This window comes from Winogradskya consettensis (assembly GCF_018332715.1).
Taxonomy (GTDB): Bacteria; Actinomycetota; Actinomycetes; order Mycobacteriales; family Micromonosporaceae; genus Actinoplanes; species Actinoplanes consettensis.
The window spans coordinates 366,274-387,135 of record NZ_BOQP01000003.1; the positions used below are offsets into that span (position 1 = coordinate 366,274).

At 69.5% G+C, this 20,862-nt stretch carries 22 protein-coding genes; 11 read left to right on the forward strand and 11 right to left on the reverse strand.

The window, feature by feature from the left end:
* Nucleotides 1-58: 58 nt before the first annotated feature.
* On the reverse strand, nucleotides 59-640 hold the full coding sequence (locus tag Aco04nite_RS49490) for a TetR/AcrR family transcriptional regulator (protein WP_212995716.1): 582 nt from the start codon (nucleotides 638-640) through the stop codon (nucleotides 59-61).
* Nucleotides 641-655: 15 nt separating this feature from the next.
* On the reverse strand, nucleotides 656-1,381 hold the full coding sequence (locus Aco04nite_RS03700; RefSeq protein ID WP_212995717.1) for an SDR family NAD(P)-dependent oxidoreductase: 726 nt from the start codon (nucleotides 1,379-1,381) through the stop codon (nucleotides 656-658).
* Between the two features lie 118 nt (nucleotides 1,382-1,499).
* Between Aco04nite_RS03700 and tsaB the strand changes: the two genes are divergently transcribed.
* Genes tsaB through Aco04nite_RS03730 form a run of 6 tightly spaced genes read left to right on the forward strand, consistent with a single transcriptional unit; the run spans nucleotide 1,500 to nucleotide 7,361 of the window.
* Nucleotides 1,500-2,156, forward strand: coding sequence for a tRNA (adenosine(37)-N6)-threonylcarbamoyltransferase complex dimerization subunit type 1 TsaB (gene tsaB / locus Aco04nite_RS03705; RefSeq protein ID WP_212995718.1), 657 nt, complete (start codon nucleotides 1,500-1,502; stop codon nucleotides 2,154-2,156).
* A complete protein-coding gene (rimI, locus tag Aco04nite_RS03710; RefSeq protein WP_212995765.1) occupies nucleotides 2,156-2,584 on the forward strand; it encodes a ribosomal protein S18-alanine N-acetyltransferase in 429 nt (142 codons plus the stop codon). The genes tsaB and rimI overlap by 1 nt, the downstream gene beginning before the upstream one ends.
* Complete coding sequence (gene tsaD / locus Aco04nite_RS03715; RefSeq protein ID WP_212995719.1) at nucleotides 2,577-3,629, forward strand: tRNA (adenosine(37)-N6)-threonylcarbamoyltransferase complex transferase subunit TsaD; 1,053 nt, start codon at nucleotides 2,577-2,579, stop codon at nucleotides 3,627-3,629. The genes rimI and tsaD overlap by 8 nt, the downstream gene beginning before the upstream one ends.
* 9 nt (nucleotides 3,630-3,638) lie before the next feature.
* Nucleotides 3,639-3,893 (forward strand): hypothetical protein, encoded by a 255-nt coding sequence (locus Aco04nite_RS03720; protein WP_212995720.1) that lies wholly within the window; start codon nucleotides 3,639-3,641, stop codon nucleotides 3,891-3,893.
* Nucleotides 3,894-3,936: 43 nt separating this feature from the next.
* Nucleotides 3,937-5,628 (forward strand): ABC transporter ATP-binding protein, encoded by a 1,692-nt coding sequence (locus tag Aco04nite_RS03725; RefSeq protein WP_212995721.1) that lies wholly within the window; start codon nucleotides 3,937-3,939, stop codon nucleotides 5,626-5,628.
* Nucleotides 5,625-7,361, forward strand: coding sequence for an ABC transporter ATP-binding protein (locus Aco04nite_RS03730; protein WP_212995722.1), 1,737 nt, complete (start codon nucleotides 5,625-5,627; stop codon nucleotides 7,359-7,361). Before Aco04nite_RS03725 ends, Aco04nite_RS03730 begins: the two co-directional genes overlap by 4 nt.
* Before the next feature lies 1 nt (nucleotide 7,362).
* On the opposite strand, the gene Aco04nite_RS03735 is transcribed toward Aco04nite_RS03730, so the two are convergent.
* The 6 genes from Aco04nite_RS03735 to Aco04nite_RS03760 form a co-directional block, all read right to left on the reverse strand.
* Nucleotides 7,363-8,544 carry an ROK family transcriptional regulator gene (locus Aco04nite_RS03735; RefSeq protein ID WP_212995723.1) on the reverse strand — a complete coding sequence of 394 codons (1,182 nt, stop codon included), beginning with the start codon at nucleotides 8,542-8,544 and terminating at the stop codon, nucleotides 7,363-7,365.
* Between the two features lie 3 nt (nucleotides 8,545-8,547).
* Nucleotides 8,548-9,801: a sugar ABC transporter permease gene (locus tag Aco04nite_RS03740; RefSeq protein WP_212995724.1), complete on the reverse strand. Its 1,254-nt coding sequence runs from the start codon at nucleotides 9,799-9,801 to the stop codon at nucleotides 8,548-8,550.
* Entirely contained in the window at nucleotides 9,798-10,613 is an 816-nt protein-coding gene (locus Aco04nite_RS03745; RefSeq protein WP_212995725.1) for an ATP-binding cassette domain-containing protein, read from the reverse strand. Before Aco04nite_RS03745 ends, Aco04nite_RS03740 begins: the two co-directional genes overlap by 4 nt.
* Before the next feature lie 89 nt (nucleotides 10,614-10,702).
* Nucleotides 10,703-11,803 carry a sugar ABC transporter substrate-binding protein gene (locus Aco04nite_RS03750; protein WP_212995726.1) on the reverse strand — a complete coding sequence of 367 codons (1,101 nt, stop codon included), beginning with the start codon at nucleotides 11,801-11,803 and terminating at the stop codon, nucleotides 10,703-10,705.
* 263 nt (nucleotides 11,804-12,066) lie between these two features.
* Complete coding sequence (ybaK, locus tag Aco04nite_RS03755; RefSeq protein ID WP_212995727.1) at nucleotides 12,067-12,549, reverse strand: Cys-tRNA(Pro) deacylase; 483 nt, start codon at nucleotides 12,547-12,549, stop codon at nucleotides 12,067-12,069.
* Nucleotides 12,542-13,720 carry a class I SAM-dependent methyltransferase gene (locus Aco04nite_RS03760; protein ID WP_212995728.1) on the reverse strand — a complete coding sequence of 393 codons (1,179 nt, stop codon included), beginning with the start codon at nucleotides 13,718-13,720 and terminating at the stop codon, nucleotides 12,542-12,544. Before Aco04nite_RS03760 ends, ybaK begins: the two co-directional genes overlap by 8 nt.
* Before the next feature lie 237 nt (nucleotides 13,721-13,957).
* On the opposite strand from Aco04nite_RS03760, the gene groES reads away from it, so the two are divergent.
* The 4 genes from groES (at nucleotide 13,958) to Aco04nite_RS03780 (ending at nucleotide 18,221) form a co-directional block, all read left to right on the forward strand.
* The gene (groES, locus tag Aco04nite_RS03765; protein WP_498370755.1) at nucleotides 13,958-14,266 is read left to right on the forward strand and encodes a co-chaperone GroES; all 309 of its coding nucleotides are present in this window, start codon (nucleotides 13,958-13,960) and stop codon (nucleotides 14,264-14,266) included.
* 70 nt (nucleotides 14,267-14,336) lie between these two features.
* Nucleotides 14,337-15,980, forward strand: a complete 1,644-nt coding sequence (gene groL, locus Aco04nite_RS03770) for a chaperonin GroEL (protein WP_212995729.1) — start codon at nucleotides 14,337-14,339, stop codon at nucleotides 15,978-15,980.
* 82 nt (nucleotides 15,981-16,062) lie between these two features.
* The gene (locus Aco04nite_RS03775) at nucleotides 16,063-16,683 is read left to right on the forward strand and encodes a hypothetical protein (protein WP_203836342.1); all 621 of its coding nucleotides are present in this window, start codon (nucleotides 16,063-16,065) and stop codon (nucleotides 16,681-16,683) included.
* A gap of 35 nt (nucleotides 16,684-16,718) precedes the next feature.
* Nucleotides 16,719-18,221, forward strand: a complete 1,503-nt coding sequence (locus Aco04nite_RS03780; RefSeq protein ID WP_212995730.1) for a molybdopterin-dependent oxidoreductase — start codon at nucleotides 16,719-16,721, stop codon at nucleotides 18,219-18,221.
* Here Aco04nite_RS03780 and Aco04nite_RS03785 read toward each other — a convergent pair.
* The 3 genes from Aco04nite_RS03785 to Aco04nite_RS03795 all read right to left on the reverse strand — a co-directional run bounded on the left by Aco04nite_RS03785 (nucleotide 18,208) and on the right by Aco04nite_RS03795 (nucleotide 19,596).
* Nucleotides 18,208-18,504 (reverse strand): hypothetical protein, encoded by a 297-nt coding sequence (locus Aco04nite_RS03785; RefSeq protein WP_212995731.1) that lies wholly within the window; start codon nucleotides 18,502-18,504, stop codon nucleotides 18,208-18,210. The genes Aco04nite_RS03780 and Aco04nite_RS03785 overlap by 14 nt on opposite strands.
* Nucleotides 18,504-18,902, reverse strand: a complete 399-nt coding sequence (locus Aco04nite_RS03790; RefSeq protein WP_212995732.1) for a hypothetical protein — start codon at nucleotides 18,900-18,902, stop codon at nucleotides 18,504-18,506. Before Aco04nite_RS03790 ends, Aco04nite_RS03785 begins: the two co-directional genes overlap by 1 nt.
* A 304-nt stretch (nucleotides 18,903-19,206) precedes the next feature.
* Nucleotides 19,207-19,596, reverse strand: coding sequence for a WhiB family transcriptional regulator (locus tag Aco04nite_RS03795; protein ID WP_212995733.1), 390 nt, complete (start codon nucleotides 19,594-19,596; stop codon nucleotides 19,207-19,209).
* Between the two features lie 231 nt (nucleotides 19,597-19,827).
* Between Aco04nite_RS03795 and Aco04nite_RS03800 the strand changes: the two genes are divergently transcribed.
* Nucleotides 19,828-20,673 carry a response regulator transcription factor gene (locus Aco04nite_RS03800; protein ID WP_203836337.1) on the forward strand — a complete coding sequence of 282 codons (846 nt, stop codon included), beginning with the start codon at nucleotides 19,828-19,830 and terminating at the stop codon, nucleotides 20,671-20,673.
* Nucleotides 20,674-20,862 lie beyond the last annotated feature (189 nt).

A 20,862-nucleotide genomic window follows, 5' to 3' on the forward strand; every position in this document is an offset into this window, starting at 1 on the left:
CGCCGATCGGCCCGGAACGGCGACGCGCCCTTCGATCTGGTGCCGAGCAACGAGCCGGTCAGCTGGGGGACGCGGCGGCGAGCAGCACTTCGGCGGCTGCGCGAGCGTGCCCGGCGGCGTGCGGGTCATGGTCGGCGGCCGCGGTCATGTTGGCGCCGTCGAAGAGCTGGACGAGCTGGGCGACGAGCCGTTGCGGGTTGTCATAGCCGCCCTGCTCGACCGGGGCGGCGAACAGCTCGTACAGCCATGTGCGGAATTCTTTGACCGCCAGATCCTCCGTGCTGCCGGCATGGGCCTCGGCGGCGGCGTGGTGGAACGCGCAGCCGACGAAGGTGGGGCTGGCGAAGATCGGGATCAGGGCGTCGAAGACCGCGAGGATCTTGGCGCGCGGCTCGGTCTGCTGGGCGGTGCGCGCGGTGATGGCGGCGACCCAGCCGCTGTGCTGACGGAGCAGGTAGGCCCGGACGAGGTCGTCCTTGCCACCGAAGTTGTAGTAGAGCGAGCCCTTGGCGACGCCGGACTCCTCGAGGATCCGGTCGATGCCGACCGTGTGGATGCCCTCGGCATAGAACAGCCGGTCGGCGGTCTCGAGCAGGCGTTCCCGGGCGGAACGCCTGCTCGGACTGGGCGAGGAGGTCATGCGCCCATCGTACGTTCAGACCGCGGTGCGCCCGCCGTCCACAGCGAGCGTGACGCCGTTGACGTAGGAGGCTCGGGGGCCGGCCAGGAACGCGATCACCTCGGCGATCTCCTCCGGCTGGGCGACCCGGCCCATCGGGATGAGGGGGATGAAGCTCTCGGCCACCTCGACGGGGACGGCGGGGGTGTAGACGGGGCCGGGTGAGACCACGTTGACGCGTACGCCGGCCGGGCCGTACTCGGCTGCCCACGCGCGGGTCAGCGAGTTCATCGCCGCCTTGGTGGCACCGTAGACGGCGTTGTTGGTGTCGCCGATCGTCCCGGCCGCGCTGCTCACGTTGATCACGCTGCCGGTGCCCTGCTCGACCATGCGCGGGGCCAGGGCCACGGTCAGCAGGTACGTCGCCCGGACGTTGCTGTCGATCATCGCGTCGAACTGGCCGGGGGTGATGGTGGCGCTGGGTCCGAAGGTGGCCGTCGCGACGTTGTTGACCAGCACGTCGACGTCGCCGGCTTCCTGGGCCAGCCGAGCCACGTCCTGCGGGTCGCTCACGTCGGCGAGGATGAAACGGGCCTTCCCGCCGGCCGCCTCGATCTCGTGGACGACTTCCGCTCCGCGTGGGGCGTTGCGGCCGTTCACCAGAACCATCGCCCCCTGCGTGGCCAGCAGTTTCGCCGTTGCCCGGCCGATGCCGGAGGTGGCGCCGGTGATCAGGGCGGTCTTGCCGGACAAGTCACTCATGAGCGCTCCTTTGAACAGGTCTGTCTAAACGAGTATTAGACGAACCTGTCTAAAGATCAAGGCGTTAGACGAACCTGTCTAAAGATGGGTGGCGGAGCGGGCCAGATAGGGTTTGCGGGTGCTCGTTCTTGGGTTGGATACCGCTACGCCCGCGGTGACTGCTGCGCTGGCCGAGGTCGGCGGCGGTGGGTTGCGGGGGCTCGGGGAGCGGCGGGTCGTTGATCCGCGGGCTCACGGGGAGTTGCTCGCACCGCAGATCCAGCGGGTGCTCGCCGATGCCGGGAAGGCTCCGCGGGATCTGGGTGCGATCGTGGCCGGGCTGGGGCCGGGGCCGTTCACCGGGCTCCGGGTCGGGCTGGCCACCGCGGCGGCGATGGGGCAGGCGCTGGGGATCCCGGCGTACGGTATCTGCACGCTTGATGCTCTCGGTCGTGCGGCCGGGCCGGGCCGGGTGCTGGTCGCCACCGACGCGAGGCGGCGTGAGGTCTACTTCGCGACCTACCAGGACGGTGTGCGGGTGACCGGGCCCGAGGTGGCCAAGCCCGCCGACGTGCCGGTCGACGCGGAGCGGGCGGTCGGCGAGGGCGCGGTGAAGTACAGCGACATTTTTAAGATCCCGATCGACGACCGGGTGCTGTACCCCTCCGGCGAGGCGTTGATCGCGCTGGCCCTCGGGGAGATCGAGGCCGGCGCGGAGGGTGGCGTCCTCACCCCCCTCTACCTGCGGCGCCCCGATGCCGTGGCCGCTACCGAGCGCAAGCACGTGCTGCAGTGATCACGATCGACCGGTTCCGGTGGTGGGACATCGCCGAGGTTCTCCCGATGGAGGAGGACTTGTTCGGGTCGGAGAAGTGGTCGTCGTCCATGTTCTGGAACGAGTTGGCGCAGCGGCACTTCTACGTCGCGGCCAAGGACGGGGACGAGCTGGTCGGATACGCCGGTCTGGCGGTCATCGACCAGGAGGAGAGCTGGGTGCAGAACATCGCCGTGAAGCGCACCGCGCAGCAGCGTGGCGTCGGCCGGCGGCTCCTCGAGACCCTGCTCGAGCGGGCCGGCAAACGCAAGGTGCTGCTCGAGGTGGCTGTGGACAACAAGCCGGCCCAGCATCTCTACGCCGTCCATGACTTCGAGCCCGTCGGGATCCGGCGCGGCTACTACCAGCCCAGTAACACCGATGCCCTGGTGATGATGCGTGATGTCTGACGAGCCCCTGGTCCTCGGGATCGAGACCTCCTGCGACGAGACCGGTGTCGGGATCGTGCGCGGGCACACCCTGCTGGCCGATCAGATCGCGTCCAGTGTCGAGCAGCACGCGCGGTTCGGCGGGGTGGTGCCCGAGGTGGCCAGCCGGGCGCATCTCGAGGCGATCGTGCCGACCATGCAGCGGGCGCTCGACGAGGCGAAGGTCACCCTGAACGACATCGACGCGATCGCGGTGACCGCCGGGCCGGGACTCGCGGGGGCGCTGCTCGTCGGGGTCGCTGCCGCCAAGGGGTACGCCCTCGCTGCCGACAAACCCATCTACGGCGTCAACCATCTCGCCGCGCACGTGGCTGTCGACACGCTGGAGCACGGTCCGCTGCCGGAGCCCGCCGTGGCGATGCTGGTCTCGGGCGGGCATTCGAGTCTGCTGCTGGTCGACGATCTGACCGCCGGTGTCACCCCGCTGGGCGCGACGATCGATGACGCTGCCGGTGAGGCGTTCGACAAGGTCGCGCGGCTGCTGGGGCTGGGTTTCCCGGGCGGTCCGGTGATCGACCGGCTGGCCCGCGAGGGCGATCGGGGGGCGATCTCGTTCCCGCGGGGGCTGACCGCGCCCAAGGACTTCGCCAAGCACCGGTTCGACTTCTCGTTCTCCGGGCTGAAGACGGCCGTTGCCCGCTGGGTGGAGGCACGGGAGCGCAGCGGTGAACCGGTGCCGGTCGCGGATGTCGCTGCGAGTTTCCAGGATGCCGTCTGTGACGTGCTCACCGCGAAGGCGCTGGACGCCTGTCGCGAGCACGGCGTGGAGACACTGATCATCGGTGGTGGGGTTGCCGCCAACTCCCGGCTGCGGCTCCTGGCCGAGGAGCGGGCCGCTAAGTTCGGGATCCGGGTGCGCGTTCCCCGCCCGCAGCTGTGTACGGACAACGGGGCGATGGTCGCCGCTCTGGGGTCGCATCTGGTCGCTGCCGGGGTCGCTCCCAGCCGCCTCGACCTTCCCGCCGATTCCGCGATGGCATTGACCTCCATCGCCGTCGCGGGGTAGGAAGCCAGGATGATCGCACGGATGTGGGAGGTACGGGCCTCGCGCAGCGGCCTCGACGAGCTGCTGAGCTGGGTCTGCGATGTGGCGCTGCCGCAGCTGGAGGTGCTGCCCTCGCATATGTCGAGCGAGGTCTTCTCCTCGACGGATCTACGCATAGTGGTCATCTCGAAGTGGCGGAACACCCCCGAGGACCTTCCGGCGCCGCCCGCGGAGCTGATCGCGAGAACTCCGCACGTGTGGGATTTCACGCCGGTCGATAGATAAGTCTATGGATCGTGACGGCGGGGTTACGTAACGTCGAAGGGCGATGCGAGATCTGCCCCCCGCCGATCCCGGCACCCCCGATGACCGGTCCGCCACCCGATATCTCGGGTGGCTTGCCCGGCGTACCTGGCCATCCCTGAGCGCCGCGGTCCTGTTCGCCGTCCTGTGGATGGTGTGCCAGGCCCTGGTCCCGGCTGTCGTCGGTAAGGCGATCGATGCCGGCCTCAGCAGACACGATTCCGGTGACCTGATCTTCTGGGGTCTGGTGCTGCTCGGCATCGGCGCCGCGCAGGCCATCGCCGGTGTGCTGCGGCACCGCCGCGCGGTCTTCAACTGGCTGTCCGCGGCGTTCCGCACGATCCAGCTGTCCGTCCGGCAGTCCGGCCGGCTGGGTGTGGCGCTGCCGCGGCGGCTCAATGCCGGGGAGGTCGTGGCGATCGGCACGGCCGACATCAGCCACATCGGCAACGCGATCGACATCACCGCCCGGGGCATCGGCTCGGTCGTGGCGGTCCTGACCGTGACCTCGATCCTGCTGGTCACCTCGGTGCCGCTGGGTCTGGTGGTCGTGCTCGGGATCCCGCTGCTCACGGCGGTGGTCAGCCTGCTCATCCGGCCGCTGCACCACCGCCAGCAGGGGTACCGCGAGAAGCAGGGCCTGCTCACGGGTCGCGCCGCCGACCTGGTCGGTGGGCTGCGCGTGCTGCGCGGGGTCGGCGGTGAGCCGGTGATGTCGCAGCGGTACCGGGCCGGGTCGCAGGACCTGCGCGAAGCCGGCGTACGGGTCGCCCGCGTCGAGGCGCTGCTGGACGGTGCGCAGGTACTGGTGCCGGGGATCTTCCTGGTGCTGGTGACGTGGCTCGGTGCCCGGTTCGCGCTCACCGGGCGGATCACGGTGGGGCAGCTCGTCTCGTTCTACGGCTACGCGGCGTTCCTGGTCTCGCCGTTGCGCCAGCTCACCGAGACGATCGACAAGATGACCCGCGGGCACGTGTCGGGGCGGCGGGTCGTCGACATGCTGCAGATCGAGTCCGACCTGTCGGAACCGGTGCATCCCCAGAAGACGCCGGTGGACGGCGACCTGGTCGACCTGGTGTCCGGTGTGGTCATCCGCGCCGGGCTGATCACCGCTATCGCTGCCGCCCTGCCGGCTGACGCGGTCACCATCGCCGATCGGCTCGGGCGGTACACCACGGACGGGGATGAGACGCTGCTGGCGGGCGTACCGCTGAAGGACCTCGAGCTGGGGGAGCTGCGGGAGCGGATCCTGGTCGCGGACAACGACGCCCGGCTGTTCTCCGGACCGCTGCACGACGATCTCGATCCGGACCGCACCGGGCGGGCGCCGGCTGCTCTCGCGGCAGCAAGTGCGGACGACGTCGTCGCGGAGTTGCCGGAGGGTCTGGACAGCGAGGTCGCCGAGCGGGGCCGCAGCTTCTCCGGCGGCCAGCAGCAACGGCTGCGGCTGGCCCGGGCGCTGGTCGCCGATCCCGAGATCCTGGTGCTGGTCGAACCGACGAGCGCGGTGGACGCGCACACCGAGGCGCGCATCGCGGCCCGTCTCGGCGAGGCGAGGCGTGGCCGCACGACGGTGGTCTGCTCGACGAGCCCGCTGGTGCTGGCCCGTGCCGATCTTGTCGTCTACGTCGAGGACGGGCTCGCCGTCGCCGAAGGTACCCACCGCGAGCTGCTGGACGGCAGTCTCGCCTACGCAAGGACGGTGCTTCGCGAGTGAGCAACGCGCTCCCGGTGGCCGACACCCGCCAGGTGCGCAGGTACGCCCGCGATCTGTTCCGCCGGCACCCGCGCGCCCTCGCCACCGCCATCGGTCTGCACGCCTTCGCGGCCATCGCCGGGCTGGTCGGTCCCCGGCTGCTGGGCAGTCTCGTCGAGTCCATCGAGCGCGGCGCGGCCGTGTCGGCGGTCGACCGCATCGCGATCCTGATCGCGATCTTCATCGCTGTGCAGGCGGTGCTGGTCCGGTTCGCCTACCTCGCCTCCGCGCGGCTCGGTGAGCGGGTCCTCGCCGAACTGCGCGAGGAGTTCATCGACCGGGTGCTGGCCATCCCGCTCTCCACGGTCGAGCGGGCCGGCGCCGGTGACCTGCTCACGCGTACGTCCCGCGATGTTGACGCCCTGTCACGGTGCGTGCGTTTCGCCGTGCCCGAGACGCTGATCTCGCTGATCACCGTCTCGCTCGCGGTGGTCGCCCTGGTGCTGGTCAGCCCGATGCTGGCGTTGCCGCTGCTGATCGCCGTACCGTTGATCGTCTTCTCGGCGCGCTGGTACCTGCGCCGGGCCGCCGCCGGATATCTGCGGCAGAACGCCGCGTACTCGCAGGTCACGGATGGTCTTGCGGAGACCGTCGAGGGGGCCCGCACGGTTGACGCACTACGGCGCCAGGAGCAGCGGCGCCGCCGCACCGACAACGACCTGCGCGGGTCGTGGAAGGCCGAGCGTTACACCCTCTATCTGCGTACGGTGTGGAGCCCGACAGTAGAGTTCGGTTACATCCTTCCGGTGGTCGGCACCCTGCTGATCGGCGGCTGGTACTACTTCGAGGGCTGGGTGACCCTGGGTCAGGTGACGACGGCGGTGCTCTACACCCAGCTGCTCATCGACCCGCTCGACCGCTTCCTGGGCTGGCTCGACGAGCTGCAGGTGGGTGCGGCATCGCTGGCCCGCCTCCTCGGCGTCTCGTTCACGGCGCAGCCGGGCACGTCGCGCCGCCCGCAGGGCACCGAGATCGTCGCCGAGAACGTGCGTTTCTCCTACGTGGAGGGTCGCGAGGTGTTGCACGGCATCTCGCTCACGATCGCGCCGGGGGAGCGGCTGGCGATCGTGGGGCCCTCGGGCGCGGGCAAATCGACCCTGGGCCGGCTGCTCGCCGGGGTGCACGCGCCGGTCAGCGGTCTGCTCACGGTCGGCGGGGTCGCCCTGGCGGACCTGCCCCTGGACCGGCTGCGCACCGAGGTCGCGCTGGTGAGTCAAGAGCATCACGTCTTCATGGGTACGCTGCGCGACAACGTTGCCATGGTCCGGCCGGGCTCCTCGCTCGCCGACGTCCGCGAAGCGCTGACCGCCGTGAACGCCCTGAAATGGGCTGATCAACTCGCGAACGGGCTGGACACCGTGGTGGGTGCCGGCGGGGTGACCCTGTCGGCGGCTCAGGCGCAGCAGGTGGCGCTGGCCCGGCTGGTCCTCGCCGACCCGCACACGCTGGTGCTCGACGAGGCGACGGCGCTGCTGGACCCGCGGGCGGCCCGGGATCTCGAGCAGTCCCTGGCGGCGGTGCTGCAGGGGCGTACGGTCGTCGCGATCGCGCACCGGCTCTTCTCGGCGCACGACGCCGACCGGGTCGCGGTGGTCGAGGGTGGCCGGATCACGGAGCTGGGCTCGCACGACGAGCTGGTCGCCGCGGGTGGCTCCTACGCGGCGCTATGGGATTCGTGGCACGGCAAGAACTAGATCACCCGAGGGGATCGGCGAGGAGCCGCTCGAACGCGAGCTCGGCGGCGCCGATCAGGGCGGCGTCGCGGCCCAGCTCCGGCGTGCGCAGCCGGATCTCGTCCCGGCAGGCGGGCAGCGCGACCTCGTTGAGCCGGCTGCGGATCTGTGCCGCGGCGACCAGGTAGACGTCGCGCAGCGTGCCGCCGAAGATCACCGCCTCCGGGTTGAAGATGTTGACCAGGTTGCCGACGCCGAGGCCGAGCCACTCACCGACCTGCCGGACCGCCTGCTGTGCAACCCAGTCGCCGCGCATCGCCGCGTCGACCACGGCCAGGACCGCTTCCCGGCCGCTGCGGTCCCCGCGCCCGGCGAGCCGCAGCAGTGGGTACTCGCCGATCTCGGTCTCCCAGCAGCCGCGTGACCCGCAGCTGCACGGCTGGCCGTCCGGGTTCACGACCATGTGCCCGACCTCGCCGCCGTACCCGCCGTGCCCGGTGATGCGCTGGCCGCCGACGATGATCCCGGCACCCACGCCGACGTCGCCGTACAGGTAGATGACGTTGTCCCGGCCGGCCGCCGCCCCGCGGGTGTGTTCGACCATGGCGGAGACGTCGGCGATGTTGGCGACGAACATCGGGCCCACGTCGCCGATCTCCTCGACCAGGGCGTCGCCGACCGGTTCGTCGACCCAGCCGATCGTGGGTGCCAGCCGGACCATGCCGTCCGCGCGACGGACCATTCCCGCGATGGCCAGCCCGGCGCCGACGTACCGGGAGCCCGGTGGCACGTCGGCGCGCATCTCGTGGACGAAGCTCGCCAGCGGCTGGACCGCGTCGCCGACCTGCATGCCCCGCGGCCGTGGCGCCTCCCGCCGGTCCAGGATCCGCCCGCCGAGGCCTATCCGGGCGGCGTGCAGGCTGTCGACCTCGATGGTGAGGGAGTACGCGTACACCCGGGACGACTCGGGCCGGACGACCAGTGACGGTCGCCCGGCCCGGCCGGTGCGCAGTGGTGCTTCCTTCTTCTCGGTGACGAGCCCGGCGGCGGTGAGGTCCGCGGTGAGCGCCCCGATGGTGCTGCGGTTGAGGCCCAGGCGGGTGGTGAGCTCCGCTCGGGACGTAGCACCATGAATGTGGATGTATCGGAGCAACGTACCCAGGTTGTGCCGGCGAACCTCTTCTTGAGTAGGGGCCGCCCGCATCTGCTATCGGTTACCGGTCGCCGACGCCCGCCGGCGGGACAGTGCGTCCACGCTCGCCGCGAGCAGCAGGATGAGGCCGGTGAAGATGAACTTCGTGCCGGAGCTGAAGCCCATCAGACCCATGCCGTTGTCGATGACGGCGATGACCGCGCCACCGATGACCGCGTCGAAGACCCGGCCCTTGCCGCCGAACAGGCTCGTGCCACCGATGACGGCCGCGCCGACGGCGTAGAGCAGGACGTTGCTGCCGCCGGAGTTCGGGTCGACGGAGTTGGCCCGGCTCGCCGCGATGATGCCGCCGATGGCAGCCATGAACGAGCCGATGACGAAGACGGAGATGCGGATCCGGTCCACCGGGATGCCCGCGCGGCGGGCGCCCTCGGTGTTGCCGCCGACGGCGTAGATGTGCCGGCCGTAAGCGGTGCGGCCCAGCACGAACGTCCAGACCACCAGCACCACCGCGATGATCGGGGCGACGATCGGTACGCCCTTCACCGAGATGACCAGCGGGTTGATGCTGCGCTCCTTGGTCAGTACAGCCACCGCCACGAGCAGCAGCACAGCGAGTCCGGCGATGCGTGCAAGCACGATACCCATCGGGTCCGTCACGAGCCCGCGGACCGCGCGGTTGCGCACCTTGAGGAACTGCACACCCGCGTAGGCGGCGATCGCGATGATCGCGATGATCCAGCTCCACACGGCCGGTACGTTCTTGTTGGCCAGCGAGAGCACGAACGTTTCCCGGATCGAGACGATCTTGCCACCGCTGAGCAGCACCAGCAGGATGCCCTGGAACGCGAGGAAGCCGGCCAGGGTCACGACGAACGACGGGATGCCGAGCTTCGCCACCAGGAAGCCGAGCACGAAGCCGATGACGAGACCGGTGACCAGCGCCGCCGGGATCGCCGTGTACCAGCTCCAGCCGTGATCGGCCATCAGCAGCGCCATGACCGCGCCGCAGACGCCGCTGGCGAAACCCGCCGAGAGGTCGATCTCGCCCAGCAGCAGGACGAAGACCAGGCCCATCGCGATGAAGATGACCGCGGCACCCTGCGGGAAGAGGTTGGCGAAGTTCGTGGCACTGAAGAACGTCGGGCGGGCGATGCCGAAGACCAGGCAGAGCACGATCAGGCCGAGTACGGCCGGCAGGCTCCCGATGTCCCCGCCGCGGACGCGTCCCCAGTAGTCGTGCAGGTGACTCGCGACAGTCGGCTTCACCACCTGGACCTGCGTGTCGGATGAGGTCGTCGTTGTCATGCGTCGGCTCCCGGGGGCGTGATGTCGGTGTAGCCCGCGGCGCCGGCCGGCTTCTCGGGCGGCAGGCCGATGGTTCCGCTGCGTCCCGCGGTGATCAGCTCGACCACCTGGGAGTGGGTCACGTCGGTGGTCTTCACCTGGGCCGCGGTCCGGCCTAGATACAGGGCGACGATGCGGTCGGACACGGCGAAGACGTCGTTCATGTTGTGCGAGATCAGCGCGACGCCGAGACCGTTGTCGGCGAGCCGGCGGACCAGTTCGAGCACCTGGGCGGTCTGCGCGACACCCAGCGCGGCGGTCGGCTCGTCGAGGATCACCACCCGGCTGTTCCAGAGCACCGCCTTGGCGATCGCCACGGTCTGCCGCTGGCCGCCGGAGAGGCTGGCGACGAGCTGGCGCAGCGACTTGACGGTGCGGACGGAGAGGCTGGCCAGCGTCTCGCCGGCCATCTGCTCCATCGTCGGCTCGTCCAGGACCAGGCCGCGCTTCTTCTCCCGGCCCAGGAACATGTTCTGGACGATGTCGAGGTTGTCGCAGAGCGCGAGGTCCTGATAGACGACCTCGATGCCCAGCTCGGCGGCGTCGCGGGGACTGTTGACCGCGACCTGGTTGCCGTCGAACGTCACCGTGCCCGCGTCGATCGTGTAGATGCCACTGATGCACTTGACCAGGGTCGACTTGCCGGCGCCGTTGTCGCCGACGAGGGCGGTGACCTCGCCGGGATAGATGCTGAGTCCGACGTCATGGAGCACCTGGACGGGACCGAAGCTCTTGTCGATCCCGCGCAGCTCCAACAGAGGTGTCGCGGCCACGGATGGTTCTCCTTCTCGATGCGCCGCCGCCCACGCCCTGGCCAGGCGTGGGCGGCGCCGATGATCAGATCCGGCAGGAAAAACAAACCTCAGCTGACGCCGTTGTCGGTGCAGAGTTTGGCGAAGTCACCGGTGCAGATCTGGTCCTTGGTCACGAAGCCGTCCGCGACGACATCCTTGACGCTCTCCTTGTAGATGGCCTTCGGGGTGAGCAGCACCGCCGGGACGGTGGCCTTGGACTCGGGGTCCGTGACGCTCTGGGTGACCGACTTGGTCTCGCCCTTGGCCAGTGCGATGGCCAGGTCGGCGGCCGCCTCGGCCTCCTGCTTGATCGCCTTGTAGACGGTCATGCACTGGTCACCCGAGAGGATGTTCTGCAGGCCCTGCACGGTCGCGTCCTGGCCGGTGACCGGGACCTTGCCGTTGAGGCTCTGCTTCTTGAGCACCGAGATCACCGCGTTGCCGAGACCGTCGTTGGCGGCCAGCACACCCTTGATCTTGCTGTTCTGGGTGAGCATCTGCTCGAAGATCGTGGCGGCCTGGGCGTTGTCCCAGTCCGGCACCGACTGGTTCGGGCCCTTCACGTACTCGCCCGAGGTGTACAGCGGGTTGAGGACCCCGTCGTATCCCTGCGCGAAAAGGGTCGCGTTGTTGTCGGTGGGGGAGCCGTTGAGCTCCGCGACCACCGGCTTGCTCGCCTTCATGTCGGTCAGGCACTTGACGAGGCCCTCGCCCTGGAGCTTGCCCACGGCGGTGTTGTCAAAGCTGACGTAGTACTTCGCGCCGCCGTTGAGGGTGAGGCGGTCGTAGTCGATGGTCGCGATTCCGGCCGCGGTGGCCTTGTCGAGGACCGCCTTACCCGTACCGGAGTCGAGGTTGACGATCATCAGGACCTTGACCCCGCTCGAGATCATGCCGTCGGCGATGGTCTGGAACTGGCTCTTGTCGCCCTGGGCGTTCTGGATGTCGACCGTGACCCCGGCAGCGTCGAACGCCGCCTTCAGGAACTTGGGGTCGTCCGAACCCCATCGCTGGGAGCTCGCGGTGTCCGGCAGGATCACGCCGACCTTGCCGACCGTGGAGGTACTGCCGCTTCCGGAGCTTGTGGTGTCGTCGTCTCCGCCGCAAGCGGCAGTGCTGCCGGCGGCCAGCAGGCCCACCGCGGCAAGAGCGAACATTCCCTTACGCATTCCTCGTGTCCTCTCGGATCAATCCGGATCTTGCCTCGGATTCCCTTGGCGCGCGTGGCCGGGACTGCCGCCCGTGGACCGCAGAGGATTGTGTCGGGCAACCTATTCCCGTCGCGCGTTGCAGCACAACCGCTACGGGCCGGTGATCATTAGGGCACTCGGACCCGGACACGGAGATGCTTTACACCGTGACGCTAGGTCACTTTGCGAACCGAAATAGGCTGTTCTCTTGAGAAAGATCGGACACTGAGTGCTATCGACTTCTATGTCCTTATTCGAGCCACGGCGCCATCGGTCAGACGAATGAGATCGGCGGGGGCGAGCGACACCTGCAACCCCCGGCGCCCGGCCGAGACGTACATCGAGGACAACTCCTGCGCCGAGTCATCGATCACCGTGGGGAGCCGTTTGCGCTGGCCCAGCGGGCTGATGCCGCCGCGGACGTACCCGCTGCTGCGCTCGGCCGCCGCACGGTCCGCGAGCGCCGCCTTCTTGCCGCCCGCTGCGGCGGCCAGAGCTTTGAGATCCAATTCCCCGGTGACCGGGACGACTGCGACAGTGAGCCGCCCGTCCACCTCGGCGATCAAAGTCTTGAAGAGCAATGCGGGGGGTACGCCCAGAGCCGCGGCAACCACCGCGCCGTAATTCGGGGCATCGGGCGATACTTCGTACGGATGCAGATCGTGCGCCACCTTCGCCGAGATGAGCACCGCTGTCGCCGGGGTACCGGCCGCCTTCTTAGCCACGGCAGATCATAACTACGGGAGCGTTCGCGACCCGGGTCAGCACCAGCGAGGCACCCGCGGAACCGCTCAGGCGCAAATCCTTGCGTAATTGCTCCGGCTCCAGCGCGGACCCGCGTTTACGGATCTCCAGCCGGCCGATGCCGCGTTCGCGCAGCAGGGTGCGCAGACGCTTCAGGGAGAACGGCAGCACGTCGGTGATCTCCAGTTGCCGGGCGAACGGCGTCGGCACCGGTTCGTCGGTGTAGACGTACGCGATCTCCGGGTCCGCGAGCCGCCCGCCGATCGTGGCGGCGAACTCCGCGACCAGATGCGAGCGGACCACGGCCGGATCGGGGTCGTAGAGGAACTGCCCGACCTCGCCGACCGGCGCCTTCTCGACCCCGGAGCCGTGCAGCCCCTCCACGGACGCCCCGGACGTGAGCAAGCTCGCCCGTCGAGGAAATTCCGCCAGCGGCCCGCACCAGAACGCTGCCTCGACCAGATCGCCGTCGACGCTGACCCACTCGCCCTCGGCGCCGGCCGGCAGCAGCGCGTGGTCGATGCCGGGAGCGAGCTTCAACACAGTTCTCGGCACCCGGGCGGGCAGTGCCCCGATGAAGTCCCACGACGGCGACCACGATCGGGGGTCCATCACCCGCCCCCGCCCCGCGCGGCGCCGCGCGGGATCGGCGAAGACGGCGTCGTACTTCTCCACCTCGACGGTGGTGGCGTCCGCGCACTCCACGGTCACGAGCCCGGTCAGCCCGGCCGCTTCGACGTTCGCGGCGGCCACCGCGGCGGTCACCGGATCGGCGTCCACGGCGTACACATGGATGCCCTGACGGGCCGCGGCCAGGGCGTCGGAGCCCAGCCCGCACCCGAGATCGGCCATGCTGGTGACACCCGCCGCACGCAGCCGTGCGGCCCGGCGATCGGCCACCACCGCGCGCGTCGCCTGCTCAAAACCGGGCCGCGTGAAGAACATCGTCGCGGCCGCCGCGCCGAGCTTGCCCGCGGCGCGTCTGCGCAGCTCAGTCTGGGTGAGCGCGGCGGCTGCCAGGGAGGCATCGACGCCCCGCGAACGCAGCGCGGAGGCGGCGGCCAGCGGATCACCGCCGGACACCTCGGCGGCGGCGGTGAGAGCGTCCGTACCCCGCGGGGTACGCAGGGCGGCGAGCAGTTCGAGGTCCACGCGGAGTCATTCTGCCGTGTTGGCACTCTCCTTGACGGAGTGCTAGTTCCGGCATAATCTCCGATTAGCACTCTCAACCTGAGGGTGCCAGTGCGCGCCCTGTTCGGGCCATCCGAATGAGGCCGTGCGCTTGCGCCAGGCGGACCGGCACCCGCGACGACGGCCCCGCCCGGTGGCATGAGGCATAAGACCGGCCAGCGCTGGCCGGCAAACACCTGTACCCAGGAGGGTATGCCCGTGACTACCGCGACAAAGGTTGCGATCAAGCCGCTCGAGGACCGCATCGTGGTCCAGGCGAACGAGGCTGAGACCACGACGGCTTCCGGCCTCGTGATCCCCGACACCGCCAAGGAGAAGCCCCAGGAGGGCACCGTCCTGGCGGTCGGCCCCGGCCGGATCGACGACAAGGGCAACCGCATCCCGATCGACGTTCAGGTCGGCGAGACGGTCCTCTACTCGAAGTACGGCGGCACCGAGGTCAAGTACGCCGGCGAGGAGTACCTGGTGCTCTCCGCCCGCGACGTCCTCGCGGTCATCGAGAAGTGACCTACTGACAGTGCTTTCCGCCCTGGCCCGGGACCCCGGGTCAGGGCGGTGGTGCGTGAAGGGACCATAAATGGCGAAGATTCTCAGCTTCTCTGACGACGCCCGGCACCTGCTCGAGCACGGCGTCAACACGCTCGCCGACACGGTCAAGGTCACCCTCGGCCCGCGCGGCCGCAACGTCGTCCTGGACAAGAAGTTCGGCGCGCCCACGATCACCAACGACGGTGTCACCATCGCCAAGGAGATCGAGCTCTCCGACCCGTACCAGAACCTCGGTGCGCAGCTGGTCAAGGAGGTGGCGACCAAGACCAACGACGTCGCCGGCGACGGGACCACCACGGCGACCGTGCTCGCCCAGGCGCTGGTCCGCGAGGGCCTGCGCAACGTGACCGCGGGTGCCAACCCGATCGCGCTCAAGCGCGGTATGGACCAGGCCGCCGAGGCCGTCTCCAAGGCGCTACTGGCCAAGGCCGTCGAGGTCGGCGATCACAAGGCGATCGCCAACGTCGCCACGATCTCGGCCCAGGACCCGACCATCGGCGAGCTCATCGCCGAGGCGATGGAGAAGGTCGGCCGCGACGGTGTCATCACCGTCGAGGAGGGTTCCGCCCTCAGCACCGAGCTCGTCGTCACCGAGGGTCTGCAGTTCGACAAGGGCTTCATCTCCCCGAACTTCGTGACCGACGCCGAGTCGCAGGAAGCCGTCCTCGAGGACGCCTACCTGCTCATCACCACCCAGAAGATCTCCAGCGTCGAGGAGATGCTGCCGCTGCTGGAGAAGGTTCTCCAGGCCAGCAAGCCGCTTCTCATCGTGGCTGAGGACGTCGAGGGCCAGGCGCTGAGCACCCTCGTGGTCAACGCCCTGCGCAAGACCTTCAAGGTCGTCGCGGTCAAGGCGCCCGGCTTCGGGGATCGCCGCAAGGCGATGCTGCAGGACCTCGCGATCGCGACCGGTGGCGAGCTGATCGCCCCCGAGCTCGGTTACAAGCTCGACCAGGTCACCGTCGACATGCTGGGCACCGCCCGGCGCGTCGTGGTCGACAAGGAGAACACGACCATCGTCGATGGCGGCGGCAAGAAGGCCGACATCGAGGACCGCGTCGCGCAGATCCGCAAGGAGATCGAGGCCTCGGACTCCGACTGGGACCGCGAGAAGCTCTCGGAGCGGCTGGCCAAGCTCTCCGGTGGCATCGCCGTCATCCAGGCCGGTGCCGCGACCGAGGTCGAGATGAAGGAGCGCAAGCACCGCATCGAGGACGCCATCGCGGCGACCAAGGCCGCGGTCGAGGAGGGCACCGTCCCGGGCGGCGGCGCCGCCCTCGCGCAGATCGTCTCCGCGCTCGATGGTGACCTCGGCCTCACCGGCGAGGAAGCGATCGGCGTCTCGATCGTCCGCAAGGCGCTCGTCGAGCCCCTGCGGTGGATCGCGCAGAACGCCGGCCACGACGGTTACGTCGTGGTGGGCAAGGTGTCCGAGCTCGGCTGGGGCCACGGCCTCAACGCGGCCACCGACGAGTACGTCGACCTCGCCGCCACCGGCATCATCGACCCGGTGAAGGTGACCCGCAACGCGGTCTCCAACGCCGTCTCGATCGCCGGGCTGCTGCTCACCACGGAGAGCCTCGTGGTCGAGAAGCCGGCCGAGTCGGAGCCCGCCCAGGGCGGTGGCCACAGCCACGGTGGCCACGGTCACCAGCACGGTCCGGGCTTCTGATCGAATAGCACGTAAGGGCGCGTCGCTTCCCGCGGCGCGCCCTTTCTCGTGTGTGATGCAGGATTCGGGGAAAGGTGCGCGGATGATCGTCGTAGTGGAGGGCCCCACCGCGGCCGGGAAGACCTCGTGGTGCCGGCGTTACGTCGGCAGGTACGTGCCCGAGTCGCGTGCTGCGGTCCGGATGGAACCCGACGAAGTGGCGCTGGCCCGGCACTGGGTGCGGGTGGGCATGGAGCGCTGGGAATCGGCGTGCGAACGGGAACGGGAGGACGGCGTCGCTTTCTGTGACACCGATCCGGTCAAACTGCACTACGCGTGGGGCATGGCGGCGCTCGGGCTGGCGCCGAGGGCCCGGTTCGACCGGGAGCTGGCGGTGACCCGGGAGGCGTTCCGCAGCGGGCGGCTCGGGTTCGCGGACGCCGTACTCGTCGCCCTGCCGGATGCCGGGACGTTGCTGCGCCGCAGGGACGGTGACGAGACCCGGCGCCGGCGCAATTTCGCGGCGCACGTCCAGCTCAGGGAGCCGCTGCAGCAGTGGTACACCGCCCTCGACAGCCTGTCACCGGGGCGCGTGCTGTGGGACCTGCCGGTCGAGGGGGTGCCGAAGCTGCCGGAACCCCGCGCCGACCGGTGCGCCGTGGAGTTGCTGGACTCCCTGGTCGGGGCGCTGCCCCCGCTGCGAGCAGCCGTCATCGGTTCGTAAGCGGCAAGCGATCTTCGAGGGTGCACCATTGAGGCGTGAAGCTCACCCTCCGCGCGGGCCTGGCCGGGATCGCGGCCGCTGCCGTGGCCGTCGGTCTCGCCGAGATCGTCGCCGTGTTCACCGGTCCGTTGTCGTCGCCGCTGCTCGCCGTCGGGGGCGTGGTCGTCGACCACGTGCCCGCGCCGGTGAAGGACTTCGGCATCTCGGTCTTCGGCACGCACGACAAGACCGCGCTCATCACGGGGACGGCGATCCTGCTCGCTGTTTACGCCGGCCTGGTGGGAATTGTCGCGCTGAGGTCATGGCTCTGGGCGTACGCGGGAATCGCGCTCTTCGCCGTGATCGGCGTGAGCGCCGCAGTGACCCGGCACGACGCGGGGGTGTTCGCGGCCCTGCCCTCCCTCATCGCGGCGGCGGTGGCGATTTTTGCTCTGCGCCGGCTCGTTCCGCTGGCCGAGGCGGTGGAGCCGGTCGACTCGGACTCGAGACGGCGTTTCCTCGTCGGGGTCGGCATCGTGGCGGGCGTCGGTGTGGTCGGCGGATTCGCGGGCCGGCTCTTCACCTCGAGCCGGGCGGTGACCGAGGCGCGCAAGTCGGTCGTGCTGCCCAAGTCCAGCGCCGCCGTTCCCACGGTCCCGGCCGGTGCCCAGGTCGCGGGCGCGACGCCCTACGTCTCGTCGAACGAGAGTTTCTACCGGATCGACACGTCGCTCTACCCGCCGCAGGTCGACCCGGCGACCTGGCAGCTGCGCATCCACGGCATGGTCCGCAACCCGATCACCATCACCTGGGAGCAGCTGCTGCAGCGGCAGATGGTCGAGCGCTACGTCACTCTCGCCTGCGTGTCCAACGAGGTCGGTGGTGACCTGATCGGCAACGCCCTCTGGCTCGGCACCGCGCTCAAGGACCTGCTCGACGAGGCCGACCCGCTGCCCGACGCCGACCAGGCGGTGGCCCGGTCGGTCGACGGCTGGACCTGCGGCAGTCCCACCGCCGTCCTGCGGGACGGCCGCGACGCGCTGCTGGCGATCGGCATGAACGGCCAGCCGCTTCCGGTGGAGCACGGCTTCCCGGTCCGCATGGTCGTCCCGGGGCTCTACGGCTATGTCTCCGCCTGCAAGTGGGTCACGGAGATCGAGCTGACCCGGTTCACCGACTTCGACGCGTACTGGGTGCCGCGGGGATGGTCGGCGCTCGGCCCGATCAAGACGGAATCACGTATCGACACCCCGAAGGACGGGGCCAAGAGGCCGGCCGGTCAGGTGATGATCGCGGGTGTGGCCTGGGCGCAGCACCGCGGCATCAGCAAGGTCGAGGTACAGGTCGACGACAACGCCTGGGAGGCGGCGACCCTGGCACCGGCGGTCTCTGCCGACACGTGGGTGCAGTGGTCCTACGCGTGGCAGGGGACCAAGGGCGACCACCGGATCCAGGTCCGGGCCACCGACGCCGAGGGTCAGACGCAGACCGAGGAGGGGGCGCCGCCCGCACCGGACGGCGCCACGGGCTGGCACTCGGTCGAGGTCACCGTCGATTGAGCCGCCCGGCCACGTTGGCGCCGGCGATCCCCGCCACCTCGATCAGCGCTATCGCCGCCGCCCACCCCGGATGCCCGAGGAAAGCCACGTAGCCCGCCAGCGCCGTACAGAGCGTGACGGCGAGGATGCCGAGGATCTGTCCGCGACGTGCGGCGGAATGCGCCAGCCGGGCCAGCTCCATCCGGTCGGCCTGATCCCGCTCGGCGAGGGTCAGCAGACAGCGCTTGATGTCCTCGTCCGGGGTCTCGACGGCGAGCTTGAAGTACTGCGACGTCGTCGTCATCAGTTCTGGTAGCCCTGAGCGTCGGTCATGACCGTGACCATCGACTCGTACGTGGCCCGCCCGTCCAGATCGAGCAGCGAACCCACGCCGATCACCGTCGGCCAGAGCCCGGGCACCGACTGCCTCGTGTCCAGCAGAGTGAGCAGCCCGTCGACATCGGGTGTCGCTTCTTTGACAGGCTCATTCACCGTGGCTCTTTTTCGTTCGGCGACCGTCGCTGCCAGGGCACTGACCGCGCTGTCGATCAGGTCGAGGCGCGACGCCATCCGGCTCGCGCCCGTCGCGGCGTGATCGTGGTCCTGCCGGAGGCTCTCCAGCACCGACGAGATGTGGACGATTGCCTGCTCGATGCGGTCGAGGCGGTCCGGCTCGGTGGGCTTGATGTCGGTTCCGGGCATGTCCGCCTGCGCTCCGCTCCGGTGACTCGCTCGCTGGGTTCCCGGAGCGTATCGCCGCGGTTCCGCGGGCTGCGCACGTTTACGGCTATCCGGTCAGCTTTGCGGGTATCCGGTCAGCGCAGCGCACTCCGGATAGCCGTGTCACGCGAAAGCCGCACTTTTCGTCCGACGTCAAGGCCAAGTTCGCTCATACGGTGGCTTGCATGTCCACGGATGCGGCTGACATGCCGTCGAATACGCCGACGCGGCTCCCGCAGGGGAACCGCGTCGTCAGCTGTGTTGTTGTGCCGCGCTCGGTGCGTCGTCAGGCCGCAGGTGCCTGCCGTTGTGCCGGAACCGTCGACTTGTGGGGCCGGCCGAGGCGTGCCTCGAGCCGGGCGAGGTCGACCCGTCCGTGATGCCGATCGGCAAGGTCTTCCCAGCCGACCGCGAGCAGCCGCAGCCGCTCCGCCTCGGTCAAACCTCCCCAGACCCCGTAAGGCTCACGGACGGCCAGCGCGTGTGCGGCGCACTCCGCCCGCACCGGGCAGGCGCCACACATGCTCTTGGCCTTGGCCTCGCGGCGATTGCGGGACGACCCGCGCTCGCCGTCGGGGTGAAAGAACTGGGTACTGTCCCGGCCCCGGCAATTACCGAGTCGCTGCCAATCCCAAAGGTCGGCGATGGGCCCGGGCAGTCTGCGAACGTTCGACATCAACACCCTCCTCCCGCGCGGCACCGCGGAGTGTTGTCATGAGGGGCCCTGGCTCAGGCCTGACGCCCGTTTACCCCGGCACACGCCGGATCACACACGAGTTGTCGATGTCTTCGTCAGCCGTATCGCATCGGTGCCGCGAACCCTACCGATGTTTCCCATTTTTTCCATCTAAAGCGCGTAATGCTGCGGCCCTCGCGTGATCTCCTCTGAGAGAGAAGGAGGATCACTGTGCGTACCGTCCTCGTGTGCGTCCGTACCCCACTAGCGGCCCAGACCGTCGCGTCCACCGCGGCCCGGCTCGGCATGACCGGTGTCGTGCGGACCGCGGTGAGCGAGACCGAGGCCATGATCCGACTGGCTGAGAGGCCGGCCGAGGTTGTCCTGGCCGACACCGCCGTGACCCGTCCCGACAGCGTCGGCTTCACCCGGCGCGTACTCGCCCGCGCCCCACAGGCACAGCTCGTTCTCTTCGGCGCGGAAGACCCCCGGGTCGCCGCCGCCGCGGTCGCCGCCGGCGCCCGCGGCGTCATCCGCGGTGTCGAGCACGACCTGGTCAGCGTCGTCGCCAAGGCGCTGCTGCTGTTGCTGTTGCCGGTCCGCCCACAGGGCATGCCGATGAACGGCGCGAATGCCCAGCCCGCGGCGGTGGGTCAAGCGGGCCGCAACAACAACTCGGCGGCTGCGCGCGGCCTGCACCGGGAAGGCCTCGCGATGGCGGGCACTCCCAACGCGGCGGGCGTACCAGCCATGTTGCCGAACTCCCCGATGGTCCCCGCCCAGCGTGGCGACGGCCCGGACATCGACCCGGTCACCGGCCGGCCACTGGTCTGGCCGGGCAACGACGGCCGCCCCGGCGAGGCCGCCCCGGCAGGCCGCCGCCTCACCCTCACGGAGCGTGAGCTCCAAGTCCTACGAGGAATGGCCGACGGCAAGAGCAACGCCGAAATCGGCCGGGAACTCTTCGTCTCCGAAGACACAGTAAAAACCCACGCCCGCCGCCTCTTCCGAAAACTGGGCGCCCGAGACCGAGCCCACGCAGTAGCCGCCGGCTTCCGCGCCGGCCTGGTCGCCTAACAGCCCCATTCCCCCACCCACCCCGGTTGCGCCTGACCCCACTCCGGCCCAGGCGCAACCCAAAACCCCCACTTGAGACGGTTAACCCATTTACACAGATCCACCCGGTTAACCGAGCTCCCACAGACCCACCCGTTTAACCCCATTTACACAGATCCACCCAGTTACCCGTGCTCTTACAGATCCACC